This window comes from Ruegeria sp. BC2, from assembly GCF_056539245.1.
Window position 1 is genome coordinate 363,947 of record NZ_JBQFUQ010000004.1, and the last position, 14,117, is coordinate 378,063.

At 58.9% G+C, this 14,117-nt stretch carries 15 protein-coding genes and 1 tRNA gene; 6 read left to right on the forward strand and 10 right to left on the reverse strand.

What is annotated here, in order from left to right; translation table 11 throughout:
- Positions 1-107: 107 nt before the first annotated feature.
- The 4 genes from ACR0CU_RS16915 to ACR0CU_RS16930 all read right to left on the reverse strand — a co-directional run bounded on the left by ACR0CU_RS16915 (position 108) and on the right by ACR0CU_RS16930 (position 4,085).
- Positions 108-809, reverse strand: a complete 702-nt coding sequence (locus tag ACR0CU_RS16915) for an outer membrane protein (protein ID WP_480643489.1) — start codon at positions 807-809, stop codon at positions 108-110.
- A gap of 181 nt (positions 810-990) precedes the next feature.
- A complete protein-coding gene (locus ACR0CU_RS16920; RefSeq protein WP_480643491.1) occupies positions 991-2,556 on the reverse strand; it encodes a hypothetical protein in 1,566 nt (521 codons plus the stop codon).
- Positions 2,557-2,678: 122 nt separating this feature from the next.
- Positions 2,679-2,754: transfer RNA gene (locus ACR0CU_RS16925), tRNA-Val, on the reverse strand.
- Positions 2,755-2,831: 77 nt separating this feature from the next.
- Complete coding sequence (locus ACR0CU_RS16930; RefSeq protein ID WP_170448339.1) at positions 2,832-4,085, reverse strand: aminotransferase class V-fold PLP-dependent enzyme; 1,254 nt, start codon at positions 4,083-4,085, stop codon at positions 2,832-2,834.
- Between the two features lie 240 nt (positions 4,086-4,325).
- On the opposite strand from ACR0CU_RS16930, the gene modA reads away from it, so the two are divergent.
- The 3 genes from modA to modC are packed head-to-tail and all read left to right on the forward strand — an operon-like array spanning position 4,326 to position 6,893.
- Positions 4,326-5,102 carry a molybdate ABC transporter substrate-binding protein gene (gene modA, locus ACR0CU_RS16935; RefSeq protein WP_170448337.1) on the forward strand — a complete coding sequence of 259 codons (777 nt, stop codon included), beginning with the start codon at positions 4,326-4,328 and terminating at the stop codon, positions 5,100-5,102.
- Positions 5,103-5,106: 4 nt separating this feature from the next.
- Complete coding sequence (modB, locus tag ACR0CU_RS16940) at positions 5,107-5,799, forward strand: molybdate ABC transporter permease subunit (protein ID WP_170448334.1); 693 nt, start codon at positions 5,107-5,109, stop codon at positions 5,797-5,799.
- On the forward strand, positions 5,796-6,893 hold the full coding sequence (modC, locus tag ACR0CU_RS16945) for a molybdenum ABC transporter ATP-binding protein (RefSeq protein ID WP_170448332.1): 1,098 nt from the start codon (positions 5,796-5,798) through the stop codon (positions 6,891-6,893). Before modB ends, modC begins: the two co-directional genes overlap by 4 nt.
- A 9-nt stretch (positions 6,894-6,902) precedes the next feature.
- Here the strand turns inward: modC and ACR0CU_RS16950 are convergent, their stop codons facing one another.
- Complete coding sequence (locus ACR0CU_RS16950) at positions 6,903-7,415, reverse strand: toxin-activating lysine-acyltransferase (protein WP_170448330.1); 513 nt, start codon at positions 7,413-7,415, stop codon at positions 6,903-6,905.
- A gap of 192 nt (positions 7,416-7,607) precedes the next feature.
- Here ACR0CU_RS16950 and ACR0CU_RS16955 point away from each other — a divergent pair, with 192 nt between their 5' ends.
- On the forward strand, positions 7,608-8,018 hold the full coding sequence (locus ACR0CU_RS16955) for a hypothetical protein (protein ID WP_170448328.1): 411 nt from the start codon (positions 7,608-7,610) through the stop codon (positions 8,016-8,018).
- 4 nt (positions 8,019-8,022) lie between these two features.
- On the opposite strand, the gene hemF is transcribed toward ACR0CU_RS16955, so the two are convergent.
- From hemF to clpS, 4 genes are read right to left on the reverse strand one after another with little or no spacing between them, the layout of a single operon-like run.
- The gene (hemF, locus tag ACR0CU_RS16960) at positions 8,023-8,907 is read right to left on the reverse strand and encodes an oxygen-dependent coproporphyrinogen oxidase (protein WP_170448326.1); all 885 of its coding nucleotides are present in this window, start codon (positions 8,905-8,907) and stop codon (positions 8,023-8,025) included.
- 8 nt (positions 8,908-8,915) lie between these two features.
- Entirely contained in the window at positions 8,916-9,716 is an 801-nt protein-coding gene (locus ACR0CU_RS16965; RefSeq protein ID WP_170343228.1) for an SDR family NAD(P)-dependent oxidoreductase, read from the reverse strand.
- A gap of 37 nt (positions 9,717-9,753) precedes the next feature.
- The gene (locus tag ACR0CU_RS16970) at positions 9,754-10,719 is read right to left on the reverse strand and encodes a class I SAM-dependent methyltransferase (protein WP_170448324.1); all 966 of its coding nucleotides are present in this window, start codon (positions 10,717-10,719) and stop codon (positions 9,754-9,756) included.
- Between the two features lie 39 nt (positions 10,720-10,758).
- The gene (gene clpS, locus ACR0CU_RS16975) at positions 10,759-11,100 is read right to left on the reverse strand and encodes an ATP-dependent Clp protease adapter ClpS (RefSeq protein ID WP_170342017.1); all 342 of its coding nucleotides are present in this window, start codon (positions 11,098-11,100) and stop codon (positions 10,759-10,761) included.
- Between the two features lie 92 nt (positions 11,101-11,192).
- Here clpS and ACR0CU_RS16980 point away from each other — a divergent pair, with 92 nt between their 5' ends.
- Entirely contained in the window at positions 11,193-11,894 is a 702-nt protein-coding gene (locus tag ACR0CU_RS16980; protein WP_170448322.1) for an HAD family hydrolase, read from the forward strand.
- A 306-nt stretch (positions 11,895-12,200) separates the two neighbouring features.
- Positions 12,201-13,574 (forward strand): D-alanyl-D-alanine carboxypeptidase family protein, encoded by a 1,374-nt coding sequence (locus ACR0CU_RS16985; RefSeq protein ID WP_170448320.1) that lies wholly within the window; start codon positions 12,201-12,203, stop codon positions 13,572-13,574.
- Positions 13,575-13,924: 350 nt separating this feature from the next.
- Here the strand turns inward: ACR0CU_RS16985 and ACR0CU_RS16990 are convergent.
- Positions 13,925-14,117: hypothetical protein (locus ACR0CU_RS16990; protein ID WP_480643496.1), on the reverse strand; the 193-nt coding region annotated here is incomplete at its 5' end.

Sequence of the window (14,117 nt, forward strand, 5' to 3'; positions counted from 1 at the left end):
GCCGGAACTCCAAAAAAGCGAACGTCATCGGGGTGCCGAAAGACAGGATTTATGCGTCGCAGGACGGGCTTTGCATGTCGAGCGTCACCTAGTGGGTGGCAAATGCCCTAGAATCGGTAGGTTGCGCCAATGACCGGGCCGGATTGGTGGAAGCTGAAGTCATTGCCATTGATGTCGTGATCAAAGGAAATGTAGCGGTACCCGCCGCGTAGCAGCCAGCGGTCGTTGATCGCATAGTCCGCAGTCAGAAGGACCTGCCAGGTTTCGCTGTCGCTGCGGAACCCGCCATAGTCCAGGAACCCGGTTCCCGACCATTTGTCCGAAAACGCGACCCGGGCACGGACGCCGATCACCGGATCAGTCCAGCGGCTGTCAACCGACGTCTGATTGCCGGGCGCTGTTCCGGGCAACAGGTTGAACTTTGTTTCAGTGCTGAACCATCTGAACCCGCCAGCCAGATCGACGCTGGCTGTTGGCGTTTCGAGGACGCGGTAGCCGACATAGCCGCTCAGGAACTGGGTTTTGAACGATGTGTCCAGACCCGAACTTGCCGGTCCGGGAGTCTCGTTCGAGAAGGACAGGTTCGTATAGTTGTAGTCCGCAAGGAACGACCAACGGCCGTTCGACGCGGTAAACGTGCCCATGAAAGCAAGGTCGAGGTTTTCCAGCGCGTCAGAGAAGCTGAGTGTGCCATCCAAGGTTCCCGCCGGTGTGTCCAACGACACTTCGGTTTCAGGGGTGAACAGGTAGATCGTGGCCGAATAGGACCAGTCGGACTGTTGGGACAGTGCCGAGGTCGCAAACATCATACTCAGCAGGGTGCAAACTATCCTTTTCCAGTGTTCCATTTCGCACTCCCGCTACGCTCTTTCCACCATAGCATCATGTATCTTGTTGAAAACTCAATCGCACCACAAGCCTACAGCCGGTATGTGCAAGTCGGGCACACAACTCCTCAACGCTAAGAACTATCACATTTGTGATTAGTATCTATTTTTTGTTCATGCGCAACAGTTTCCAGTTTCCTTCCGTATGCACCTCTTCAAAATGGAAGTCTTCACTATTGCTCAGTCGGGAAAGGTAAATCTGTGACCAACGCGGAACACTGTCAATTGGCTGCAGTATGCTGAAATTATCGGGAATTTCGACAATCAAATAGTTGACCCCCAATTCATCTGCTCGCTCAAGCTCAGATCCCGTCTTCACAAAGCTTTCGAAATACTGTGGCGAAGCCGCAATCCCGTCCAACGGAACAACAGTCTGCGGCATTGTGTAGGCAATCAATCCAGGCCAGAAAGCACCAGCAAGATCATTTGGTTGGAGCAAGGCGGATGCAGCTTGAGCTACGGCCAGCCGATCACGCCAGCTTTCTGATGGTTTAAGTTTATAGCTTGGCTGAAGAAAGGCCCACGCAATCGCAGTTGTTGCCAATATAGCGCCTGTATAGCGAAGGTTGACAGCCTTAATGAACCCCATCCTTTCAAAGAAAATCCCCGCGAACCTCTGAAATAGAAATGAGACAGAAACCAATATGAAAATGATTTCCGGTAGGAAGTAGTAGCTTGTGTAAGGCCGCACTTCTCTGTGTATGAACTGCAGGTACAATAAGTGCAGAAGGATAATAATGGAAAATACTATAAACTCCTTAGGAAAAAATGCTCTAAATTTCCGAGAAAGAAGCGGCATGAAGGTAACGGCCAAAAAAAGAAGAGTAACGTAGAACGACATATTCCAGACTTTGTCGGTCATACTAAAAAGACCCTGCCACTGATCGGAAGCCCAATAGCTCTCCCACGTAGGGTATTGGAGATTCATATAAAATTTTTTGACCCGGCCTGAAATTGGAATGAGGGAGCCAAAATAGTGCAGGTTATACAAAAGGTACGTCAGGACAATTGACAGGCAAGGCAGAAAAAAACAGGCTGTTCTGAATGACGCGCGGTGTAAGTAAAGAACAACCAGCGCCGTAACAGGTACAACCCAGAACATATCCGTTCGCGTTAGAAATATTCCACAGGATGTTATTGCTAAAGCAAAAATGTGGCTAGCGTTATCTTTTCTAGCGACAAGCTGTCGAGCATAAATTAACCAAATTGGTATAAGTGAGAACAATAGCGGTGTCTCAAGCCCTAGAAATATCGGCCTAAAAAAACTTGAGTTAAGCACGCTAAACGAAAGTAAAAATCCAAGCCCTAGTAGTTTTGGAAGCGACAATTCCTCCACAAACCACCAAACGAGCAACCCATAGCCTGCAGAGTAAAGCGCAACACTAAGCCATATTTGTACAGAAATTATCTCTAGCGACGGTGCAATAGTTTTTGCGATCACAATCAGTAGCATCCAAAGCGGTTGATAACCATTGGTTTGATGAATGCCATCAAAAGTCGCGCCTAAGCCGGAGGCAATATTTTCGGCGATAACCGCATAAATAAATGCATCGTCGATGAGAACGCCGGCTTCAACGATTGTGCCTTCGTCAGCAAGAGAAAACGGCAAAAGCACAATGAAGACGCACAGAGAAGCCACAAAAGAGAGAAAAAGTCGCATCTTAGCCATGGACTTACGCCTAATTTATGGACAGGGAATGTGCAATCGGTTTTAGACTTCTGCAAGTGCCTCTTTCGACACCTTTTCTTGGCAGCTTCGTGCGACAAAACCATCATTGAAGCTGGACGACGTGGTGGGTGATGAGAGACTCGAACTCCCGACATCTTCGGTGTAAACGAAGCGCTCTACCAACTGAGCTAATCACCCGTGAGGAGGGATTTAGCCAAGCTGGTGGGCCGGCGCAAGAGGGTCTTTCAGAATTTCTGCGCCGGTGGCCGTGTGTCTCAGGGATTCATGTCCTTCAATGCCGTCAACAAATGCGCAACCTCGTGCTCGGTGTTGTAGTGGCACAGCGAAATCCGGATGCAATCGGACAAGCCCAACGGGTTCAGCACGTTCCCGCTGTAATGGTCGGCCTTGCGGGTGTGGGTTCGGATGCCTTGCGCGTTCAGGCGCGAGACCACGTCGGTCGAGGGCATGTCGCGGACCACGATCGACACCAGTCCTTCGCGGGCGGGGTTGTCTTCTCCGGCCAGAATCGCGACGTGATCCATATCGCGCAGGCCGGGCAGGTTGCCCACGCCGTTGATCATCGCGTTGGTCAGATGGGTCTCATAGGCATGAATCGCCTGGCCGGCGGCCTCGATTCTGGTGCGTTGGTCAGGGGCATCCGACACCTGGCCGCCCAGCCAGTCGAAATAGGCAACCACGTCGGACATCGTGGCGTAGGCGCCGGTATCGCGCGTGCCGAATTCCCAACCATCAGCGGGCGCGTCAATCAGTTGGTCATGGGGCAGGGCGGTCAGCCGGTCGGATATCCAGGCAATGCCGTAGCCATGCCGGGAAAACACTTTGTAGGGTGAAATCGCGTATCCATCGACTCCGTAACTGTCGATGTCCAACTGTCCGTGTGCTGCGTGCTGGATGCCGTCGACGATGATGAAACAATCCGGCGACACCGCCCGGATCGCGCGCGAGATTTCAGCCACGTCCATTCCCATTCCCGTAACCGGCGAAGCGTGCAGGATCGTGGCGACCGCGACGTCCGGTGTCATGTGGGCGGCATAATCTGCGGCGGTAACCAGACCTGTCGCGTCGTCATGCGGCACGTTTACATAGTCCAACCCGGCAATGCCCGCCCAGCGGCGCGCGGCGCTGCGGCTGGCGGGATGTTCGATCGAGCTGCCGATCACCTTTGCACCTTTGGGCGCATTCACGCAGGCCGTGCGGATCATGCGGAACAGCAGCTCTGTTCCGCTTTCACCCACGAAGAACTGCCCCGAAGGCGCATTCATAAACACGGCAAGATCGGCCTTGGCACGTTTGATGATGTCGACCAACGCGTGACCGGCGGGATTGTCCCGCCCCTGATTGTCCGGGATGGCAGCAAAACGGGCCGAGGTTTCGACCACCGAGTTCAAGGTCAGTGCGCCGCCGGCATTTTCGAAAAAGATGCGGGGACCCTGAAAGGGGCAGCTGTCCACATGGGCAAACCGCGCGCGAACGGTGTCGATCAATCCCGGGGTTTGGTGCAGCATGGTGTACTTCCTGTTTGGTTCATGCCCAGACTCGTCTTGCGAGTGCGCGACATCAATTTCGTTTGCGACAGATTGCGGGTTTGGGATGCCGCCTTTTTGTCCGGGCTTACTCTTTCGACGCCGGAAAGACCAATTGATTCCGGACTCTGCATGGCACGCCGGCGGGAATACACCTTGCCTGCGGGCCGCTGCCTCCGATATTCCAACAGCAGTGCGACCGTCCGAACAGGAGAGCCGGGGATGCAGTTCGACACATGCCGCCGTCTTGTTGCGGTTGCCGCCGTTTGCGGTGCGTTGGTTGCCCCGGTTCGGGTTGCGGCGGCTGAGGTCCTGGTGTTCGCAGCGGCCAGCCTCAAGTCCGCGCTGGACCAGATCGCTCCGGAATTCGAGGCCGCGACCGGTCAACAGGTTACGGTTTCCTTCGCAGCCTCTTCCGTTTTGGCCCGGCAGATTCAGCTGGGCGCGCCGGCCGATCTGTTTATTTCGGCCAATACCGCCTGGATGGATGTTCTTGAGAGTAACGGAGATATCGACCCGGCGTCGCGGGTCGATCTTGTGGGCAACGGGCTGGTGCTGATTGCTCGCGCAGGGCAGGCGAGCGAACAGGCGCTTACGCCGAACTTCGATCTGAGCGGACATTTGAAAGGCGGCTATCTGGCGATGGCCCTCGTTGATGCGGTTCCCGCCGGAATCTACGGCAAGGCCGCGTTGACTGCCCTGGACCTGTGGGACGATGTTCAGGATCAGGTGGCTCAGGCCGACAACGTGCGCGCGGCGTTGGCGCTTGTCGCAAGCGGCGCGGCACCAATGGGTGTTGTCTACCGATCCGATGCGCAGGCCGAGGCCCGGGTGGATGTGGTCGGAGTTTTCCCTGAAGGCACGCACCCGGTGATCGTCTATCCCGCAGCCCTGACCTCGACTGCACGGATTGAGGCGCAGGTCTTCCTCGACTACCTGCAGAGCGAACCGGCGACCGGCATATTCAAGGCGCAGGGTTTCACCCTGCCGCACGGATAGCGCCATGGTTTGGCTGAGCCCCGCCGAGATCGAAGCGTTGCGACTGTCACTGCGCGTCTCTTTCTGGGCGACGATCGTTTCGCTGCCACTTGGGATATTCGTGGCCTACGCACTGGCCCGCTGGAGGTTTCCCGGCCGACAAGTGCTGAACGGTCTGGTGCATCTGCCGCTTATCCTGCCACCGGTCGTGACCGGTTATCTGTTGTTGCTGACCTTCAACGTACAAGCCCCGGTTGGTCGGGTGCTGGCTGATCTGGGCGTCGTTATGGCTTTCCGCTGGACCGGAGCCGCACTGGCCGCCGGGATCATGGCATTTCCGCTGATGGTTCGGGCAATCCGCCTGTCGATCGAGGCGGTTGATCCAAAACTGGAACAGGCCGGAGCGACGCTTGGGGCATCGCAACCTTTTGTCTTTGTCACCGTGACTTTGCCTATGATTTTGCCGGGGATCATCGCAGGGGCAATCCTTGCCTTCGCAAAGGCGATGGGCGAGTTCGGAGCCACGATCACCTTCGTGTCGAACATTCCCGGCCAGACCCAGACTCTGCCGTCGGCCGTTTATGCCTTCCTTCAGGTGCCGGGCGGTGAGAGCGCCGCGATGCGGCTGGTCATCATCTCGATCGTCATCGCCATGGGGGCGCTGCTTCTGTCGGAATATGTGGGGCGTCGCGCAGCGGCCCGGGTGGCGGGAACATGAGCCTGTCCGTGCAGATAAGACACCGCCTGCCGGGCATTGACCTGGACATCCTGTTCCAGGCACCGCGGGGTGTGACGGTTCTGTTCGGACGATCGGGGTCGGGCAAAACCACCATTGTGGATGCCGTGGCCGGTTTGCTGCGCCCTCAAGCCGGGCGGGTCGCGGTGGATGATTGGGTGCTGTTCGATACCGAGCACGGCCATTGGCTGCCGCCGCATCGCCGCCGGCTGGGGTATATTTTCCAGGAAGGCCGCTTGTTCCCGCACCTGACCGTGCGCCAGAACCTGTCTTATGGCCGGTGGTTTGCTCCCCGGGACGCGCGCCGTGAAAACCCCGATCACGTGATAGAGATGCTGGGCATCGGCCACCTGCTGGACCGTCGCCCCGCCCACCTGTCGGGCGGTGAAAAGCAGCGTGTCGCCATTGGCCGTGCTCTGCTGGCAAGTCCGCGGTTGATCCTGGCCGATGAACCTCTCGCTGCGCTGGACGAAGCCCGAAAGGCCGAGATCCTGCCCTATTTCGAGCGATTGAGAGACGAGGTCTCGGTGCCGATCCTCTATGTTACGCATTCTGCAGCCGAAGTGGCCCGCCTTGCCACGTCAGTCGTAGCGTTGCAGGACGGCAAGGTGCTGCGGCAGGGACCGGCCTCCGAAGTGCTGGCGGATCCCTCGGTTGCGCCGACAGGTGTGCGGGCCGTGGGTGCGGTGCTTGAGGTCAGTGTGGCCGCGCATCACGAAGACGGCCTGACGGAACTGGCGGCAAACGGTGTCCGACTGTTCCTGCCGCGCATCCCGCATTCGGTTGGCGACGCGCTGCGGATCCGCATCCCCGCCCAGGAAGTCATACTGTCGGACCGAAAGCCCGAGGGCCTGTCGGCGCTGAACGTCCTGCAGGGCACCGTCGAGACCGTGCGCGCGGGCGAAGGGCCGGGGGCGATCGTTTCGGTCCGAACACCGGCGGGCACCTTGCTGGCCCGTGTGACGCGCCGGTCGGTCGATGCCCTGGCGTTGCAGCCCGGCAAACCGTGCCACGCGGTCGTCAAGACCGTAGCGCTGGCACCGCAGGATGTCGGTGGACGGGTCGCCAAGTCTTAGTTGGCCGGGTCAACCACCCTGTTCTTTCAGAAGCTGCGAGAACTCTTTTTTCCGGTACAGCTTCATGTGGACCTTGCCGGCCTCATCCCGGGTCCATTCGACAATCCGGTTTCGGGTCATGTCGCTGTCCATGCGGTTCGTGCGTACCCTCGGGTGCGGAATCTCGCGTTTCAGAATCTCGACCATCTGGTTGGTCTGTCCGAAAGGTGCGACCAAGTCGACGATCCAGAAAGATGAGCCGCTGGTGAAGTCGGTATCCATCAGCGGCTTTTCCTGCACCGCATATCGGTATTCCGCTTCAGGGCTGAGCCCGGCAAAGGTCACGAAACCGCGCGGGAATCCGTTTTGGCGAAAGATGTGATACTGCCCCAGCCGCAAAGGCGTTTCGAATGCGTACAGAACCTGGGCGAGGCTGCGCTGCTGGTGGGTTTTGGTCAGCCCGGCAAGGTAGAAGAGCGCGCCGAAATCGGCGTATTTCTCGGGAGCGATATCAAACCAGTCCTTTGGAAATTTTCTGCTCAAACCCGACCTCAACCCCTTGGGACATCGGCAGTATATCGGGCAAAGTCTTGAAATGGTATTTGTTTTCTGTCGCCTCCGAAGCTGAGAGGGCGTGTGGGCGCGGCCTGTTTCCAAAGGTAACCGGGTTTGGCTTTACTCAATGGACATGCGGCCTATGATTGGAGCAACTTGGTTTTTTGGCGGATAGTTTTGATGAAGCATTCGATTTCAGCCGTGGTTCTGTCTGCAACACTGTTGGCTCCAATTGCCGCACAAGCTGTCGGGTTTGGCATCGGCGTCCGCCCGACCTACCGCACCGAGATAAGATCCGTCGGAGACGGTGTGTACGAGGTCAAGGCAATCGGGTCGTCAGCCCCTGTCAACTACTGGTGCGGGATCGGCGATTTCGCCATTCGGCAGTTGGGTGTCCCCGGTTCGCAACGGATTTACATCTGGAGGGCTTACGAGCCGGGTGTCCGAACCGTGCAATTCTCGTTGAAGCCGCCGCCGGGCGTGGATACCACCCCCGGCTATTCAATCACCGTCAAGCGGGTGGGCGAGAACATGTCAGCGTCCTCGGCGCAGAACTACTGCTACGACAACTTCATGGATTTCGGGTTCTGACGTCTCAGACCCACTTGGCCAGCGGCGGCAGGCTCATCAGCACTGCGTCTGGGTCATGCCCGGTTTCCAGCCCGAATTTCGTGCCCCGGTCATAGACCAGATTGTATTCGGCATAGAGCCCGCGGTGCACCAGCTGGCTGTCTTTGTCCGCTTCGGTAAAGGGCTGCACGCGTCGCTTTTCGACCAGCGGCAGAAAGGCCGGCAGGAAAGCGCGGCCAATGTCCTGGGTCAGCGCGAAATCCGCCTGCCAGTCGCCGGTGCAGTAATCATCCATGAAGATCCCGCCGACGCCCCGCGCGCGCTTGCGGTGCGGGATATAGAAATACTCGTCGGCCCACTCCTTGAGGCGCGGATAGTGCCCCGGCCCGTGCGGGTCCAGAAGCGCCTTCTGCGTGGCGTGGAAATGCGCCGTGTCCTCGGGGTATTCGATGCAGGGGTTCAGGTCGGATCCGCCGCCGAACCACCAGGCATGGGGCGTCCAGAACATGCGGGTGTTCATGTGAACGGCCGGGACATGCGGGTTTTGCATATGCGCCACAAGGCTGATGCCCGAGGCCCAGAAACGCGGATCGTCGGCCATACCGGGGATGCCCTTGCGCGCGGCCATCGCCAGTTGTGCCCGTTCGCCGAGCGTGCCGTAGACGGTCGAGACATTGACGCCGACCTTCTCGAACACGCGGCCACCGCGCATGACCGACATCAGCCCACCGCCCGCGTCCGAGCCGTCCTCGGACTGGCGTCGAGTTTCCTTGACTTCGAACCGTCCGGCGGGGGCATCGGAAATCGGCCCCACGTGGTGGCTGTCTTCCAAAGCCTCAAAGGCCGTGACGATTTCGTCGCGCAACTGGCGAAACCAGGCCGAGGCGGTGGATTTTTCCGTTTCAAACATCGTCAGGCTCAATGCGCGGGAGCGGCAACCGGGTCCAGAAGGGTCCGTCCACCGTCGATTGTCAGGACTTGCCCGGTAATGAACGCAGCCGCGTCCGAGGCAAGGTATTGTGCCGTTTCGGCCAGCTCGGCCGGGGCGGCAATGCGGGCCAGTGGGGTATGATCCTCAATGTCCCGCCGATAGTCCCGATTGTCTTTCAGGGTGGCCTGCAGTGATGCGCTCATGACCGACCCCAACGCAATCGAGTTCACGCGGATCCGATGAGGCGCAAGCGCCACTGCTAGGGACCGGGTCAACTGGTCCTGCGCGGCGCTGGAAACCGAATAGGCCAAAAGGCCTGGATGCGCGCGCTGACCGGCGATCGAGGACAGGTTGATGATCGAACCATTCGGTCCCTCTTCCTGATCCTCGGATTGTTTGATCATCCGCTTGGCCACAAGCTGGCTCAGCCGCAGGGCGGGCATCAGGTTCTGGTTCAGAAGGGTGCGAACCGAGTCGTCTTCCAGGTCCAGCGGATCCGTCGGGATGACCTGTCTGGCCCCGTTGACCAGAATATCGACCTGATCGAATGCATCCAGAGTGGCCGAAAGGAGGTTGGCGATCGTCAGCTTTTCGCGCAGATCACCGGCGAAGTAGCGGACGTTGCTGTCGTCGGCCTGTTCGCCCAGTTCTTCTGCCAGACGTTTCTCGTCCATGTCGGCGAACATCACGTTGGCGCCCGCATCGGCAAAGTGACGGCCGATGGCAAGGCCGATGCCGTTGGCGCCTCCGGTAACGATGGCGGTCTTGCCGGCTATGGAAAAGGACATGTGTTTCCTCCTGAGTCGCGGCGCAGGTTAATCGGCTTCACCGCCGAGGGCGAGAGGCGTGGAATACCTTGAACCGGTTGTCGCCTGCAATTTCCTCGACCCGCGCAAACGCGTCAGTCAAAGTCGTTTCATAGGGGAGATGGCGGTTGGCGACCATCCACAAGTGGCCCGAGCGGGACAGGTTGCGCGCGGCGGCGGTGATGAACCCACGCCCCAGGTCGGGATCGGCGCTGCGCGACGTGTGAAACGGCGGGTTCATGACAACGGTGTCCACGGGTTCTGGCGCAGACCACGTCACCGCATCTGCCCAGTGGAGCTGTGCCCTTGGGTCGGGCACGTTGGTCCGGGCGCATGTCAGGGCTGTATGGTCGGCTTCGACTAGGTGCAGCGTGCGCACAGTGTCATCCTGCAGCAGCCCGGCGGACAAATAGCCCCATCCGGCACCCAGATCGGCGACCCGAGGTCCAAGCTTTAGTGGAAGGGTCTGGCGCAACAGTCCCGAAGCAGGATCGACCCCGTCGGCCGAAAACACCCCGGGCGCGGTTTGGAAGCCATCCGCCATCTGTCCTGTGGGCGGGGCCCAGTCTGCAAATGCGTTGGGTTCGGCCTTGAACCAGAAGATCTTGCCATGCGCCTTGGCGATGGGGCCCTCGATCTCGACCCGCTTGCGAATGTCCTTCAGCAAGCTGTCCACGCCATCTGTCTTGGCACCATCAACGACAACCGTTCCCGAGGCCCGCCTGCACGCATGATGGATCATGGCGCGTGCCTGCGCTTTGGCGCGGGGCAAAAACAGAACCACGTCTTCGCAGACGCTGTCGGTTTCGGGCACAGCTGCAAAGCCGCGGTCCCGGAAATGGTCGTGGAACGGTTTGAAAGGCTGAACAACCTCGACGCCGTTCGACAGCGCCGACAAGTCATGATCCGGCGTCGGTCCAACGACCGACAGAGGTTCCGACAGGGTCAGGCCCGAGTCGAGGGCGAGAGACAATCGTGAGGACATCAGAGCGGGTTAAAGGGGGCAGAGGCGCGCGTCGCGGCCTTACTCCTCTTTCTCCATGGTGCATTGAAGCGGGTGTTGGTGCCGACGAGCGAAATCCATCACCTGCCCAACCTTGGTCTCGGCAATCTCGTGGCTGAATACGCCGACCACGGCCACACCTTTCTTGTGCACGGTCAACATGATTTCGAATGCCTGCGCATGGGACATCCCGAAGAACCGCTCGAGCACATGCACCACGAATTCCATGGGCGTGTAGTCGTCGTTCAACAGCAGCACCTTATACAAGGGCGGTCGTTTGGTCTTGGGCTTGGTCTGAACAAGGATTGACGTGTCGCCATCGTCTTCCGATTTGCCAGCCATCATCCAACGGGCTTCAATCATGTCGCGAGATTTTCCGATTCACACTTCGGGTCGTTTCAGGACTTATATAACGTCGACCCACCCAGAGGAAAGAGCAACCGGGCGGATTCGAAATGGATGAAAACCTGACCATCGTCGCTTTCGACGCTGACGATACCCTGTGGTACAACGAGCGTTTCTTTCAGTTGACCCAGGCGCATTTCGCTGCGCTGCTGGCGGATCATGCGGACCGTGACCATCTGATGGAGCGGTTGTTGGCGGCCGAGAAGCGCAACATCCGCCACTATGGGTACGGCATCAAGGGTTTCGTCCTGTCGATGATCGAAACAGCAATCGAGGTAACGGAGGACAGAGTACCGGCCAGGGTCATCCGCGAATTGATCGAAGCCGGGCAGGAGATGCTGTCCCACCCGATCGAGCTGTTGCCTCACGCGCGGGAGACGGTCGAGACAATCGCAGGCACCCATCGCATTGTTCTGATCACCAAGGGTGATCTCATTGATCAAGAGCGCAAACTGGCCCAATCGGGATTGGGTGAACTGTTCGACGCGGTCGAAATCGTGTCGGAAAAGACGCCCGACACCTACCGCGAAGTCTTTCGGCGGATGGGGCAGTCACCTGCCGGTGCCATGATGGTCGGCAATTCGATGCGGTCGGATGTGGTCGCGCCGATCCAGGCGGGGTGCTGGGGCGTGCACGTACCGCACGGTCTGGTGTGGGAGATCGAGCAGGCCGAGATCCCGACAAGCCATCCCCGTTTCCGGGAGATCCGCGATTTGGGAGATCTTCCTGATCTGGTCCGGCAGATTTCCTGACCTGTGACAGATTGGCCCCAGTTTCAAACTTTTACGACGAAGCCGCGCCAACTTTTTGACATCTTCGCCGTTTTGGTGGCGGCCATCCGTTGGGCCGCAACATCTAGACGCCACCGAGCGGAGCCGCTGCCGCGGATTTTTCAGCTTTCGGTTTATTTCAACAGTGCTGTGTGTTAGCCTCGAACAAATAATCAAAAAGGCTGACCGGGAAAACTCGGCGGCGCGAGGCAGACAGAGGCAAAGATCGTGCAGATTCGGCGGATAGTTCCGGCGCGGGCGGGCTTGCTCGTAGTCACAGTGGTATGGATGGCGCTGGTCCTGGCGACTCAGGCGCTTGCGGCTCCTTATGCGGCAATGGTCATTGACGCCAGAACCGGTGAGGTTCTGCACTCCCGCAACGCCGATACCAGGCTGCACCCTGCTTCTCTCACCAAGATGATGACCCTCTATATCGCCTTCGAAGCGGTGCGGAACGGTGAGATCACGCTGGACACCCAGGTGCGGATCACCAAGGCCGCGGCGGCCGAGCCGCCCTCCAAGCTGGGCCTGCGGGCGGGCCAGACCATCGCGTTCCGTTATCTCATCCGCGCGGCCGCTGTGAAATCGGCCAATGACGCCGCGACCGCGATCGGCATCGCTCTCAGCGGATCCGAGGCCGCCTTTGCGCGGCGCATGACCCGCACAGCCAAGGCCATGGGCATGAGCCGCACAACCTTCAAGAACGCACACGGGCTGACCGAAGCGGGCCATCTTTCGACTGCGCGTGACATGACCACGCTGGGGCGGCACCTGCTTTATGACTATCCTGAGTATTACAACCTGTTTTCACGCCAATCGACACATGCGGGCATCAAGACTGTTCCGAACACCAACCGGCGGCTGCTGGCAGCCTACCGGGGCGCCGACGGCATCAAAACCGGGTACACGCGCGCTGCGGGCTTCAACCTTGTTGCTTCGGCCAAGCGTGGTGACAAACGGATCATCGCAACCGTGTTCGGCGGCAAATCCAGCACTTCGCGCAACGCCAAGGTGGCCGAGTTGCTGGACATGGGATTCCGGCGCGCCCCGTCTCGGACTCCGATCCGCAAACCTGCCCGTCCGGCATATGCCGGGAATACTGGGCTGGGTGGAGCCACCCAATTGGCCAGTGCGGTCCGCGCGCCACAGCGGAGCCTTCGGCCTGTGATGCGACCCGGGGCTGGCGTTGCCATCCAGGTTGCCGGCGCCGTGGCTGAAACCGCAGCCAAGAACGGTGCACGTATTCAAGACGGCATCGCCGCAGCGATCGCCGCAGCGGATATCGCGCCGACGGCGCCTCCGGTCGAAAACGCCGACACGCGCCCGGCCCTGCGCCCCGAGAACCTTGTGCTTGCATCGACCGAACCGGCAGAAGTCGTGGCCGAGCCCGAGCAGGAGGTCGTTACCCGTCTGTCCACGTCGGGCGGGCATCTTTGGGGCGTCAATGTCGGGCGCTACACCACCCGCTACGAGGCCGAGAAGGTTTTGCTGAAAACGGCTTTGTCGGAAATGACGACACTGGAAGGCACTTTGCGCAAAGTGAACCAGAGTTCGCGCGGGTTCGACGCGACCTTCCAGGGCATGACCCGCGAGCAGGCGGATCTGGCCTGTCGCCGCCTGAAGGCGCGCAATGTCACCTGTTTCATGATCGGGCCATCATAAGGTCCGACATTCTCTCCTGGATCGTTGCTGGCCGCGAATGGATTTCGCGGCCTTTTTTTTGAGCCTTGAATGCGGCGGTCCATCGGTCCGGTCGGAGGCCAATTGCCCATTGGACGGCAAAAGCATGGGGGCGGCGCAAAACGCTGTGTTCGGCGCTTCAACGCTTGTGCGTTCCGAGCCGCAATTCGGGTGCAGAGTGAGTCGACTCATGGGGCGCGAGTCGAGTGTTCTTGTGGTGGTGTCAGGGCGCTTTCGCTATATATAGTGGTCTGGTGGGTTCGGACTTTGAATCCAGCGGGTCGAGCTTGATCTCCGAGGGTGAAATTCCCAAGGGCGGAGCTAGTCGGATGTTATCTAAGTAACTGACAAATATTGATAAAAATAAAATAAGCAAAAAAGTTCGGCAGTTTGTCATTTTCTGCTTGCGGTGATTTGTAGTTATCCTTAGAACGCCCTTCACCGGCGCTGCTGAGGCGGTGTTGGTTGGTCGGAGTGACGGCCTGACGGACTGGAAAGACGGTTGAGACGCCTGGGAGAGACCGG

Coding starts and splice junctions, on each gene's coding strand:
- ACR0CU_RS16915 (WP_480643489.1), bottom strand. CDS start 809: ATGATGTTTGCGACCTCGGCACTGTCCCAACAGTCCGACTGGTCCTAT.
- ACR0CU_RS16920 (WP_480643491.1), bottom strand. CDS start 2,556: ATGGCTAAGATGCGACTTTTTCTCTCTTTTGTGGCTTCTCTGTGCGTC.
- ACR0CU_RS16930 (WP_170448339.1), bottom strand. CDS start 4,085: ATGCTGCACCAAACCCCGGGATTGATCGACACCGTTCGCGCGCGGTTT.
- modA (WP_170448337.1), top strand. CDS start 4,326: ATGCAGTTCGACACATGCCGCCGTCTTGTTGCGGTTGCCGCCGTTTGC.
- modB (WP_170448334.1), top strand. CDS start 5,107: ATGGTTTGGCTGAGCCCCGCCGAGATCGAAGCGTTGCGACTGTCACTG.
- modC (WP_170448332.1), top strand. CDS start 5,796: ATGAGCCTGTCCGTGCAGATAAGACACCGCCTGCCGGGCATTGACCTG.
- ACR0CU_RS16955 (WP_170448328.1), top strand. CDS start 7,608: ATGAAGCATTCGATTTCAGCCGTGGTTCTGTCTGCAACACTGTTGGCT.
- hemF (WP_170448326.1), bottom strand. CDS start 8,907: ATGTTTGAAACGGAAAAATCCACCGCCTCGGCCTGGTTTCGCCAGTTG.
- ACR0CU_RS16965 (WP_170343228.1), bottom strand. CDS start 9,716: ATGTCCTTTTCCATAGCCGGCAAGACCGCCATCGTTACCGGAGGCGCC.
- ACR0CU_RS16970 (WP_170448324.1), bottom strand. CDS start 10,719: ATGTCCTCACGATTGTCTCTCGCCCTCGACTCGGGCCTGACCCTGTCG.
- clpS (WP_170342017.1), bottom strand. CDS start 11,100: ATGATTGAAGCCCGTTGGATGATGGCTGGCAAATCGGAAGACGATGGC.
- ACR0CU_RS16980 (WP_170448322.1), top strand. CDS start 11,193: ATGGATGAAAACCTGACCATCGTCGCTTTCGACGCTGACGATACCCTG.
- ACR0CU_RS16985 (WP_170448320.1), top strand. CDS start 12,201: ATGGCGCTGGTCCTGGCGACTCAGGCGCTTGCGGCTCCTTATGCGGCA.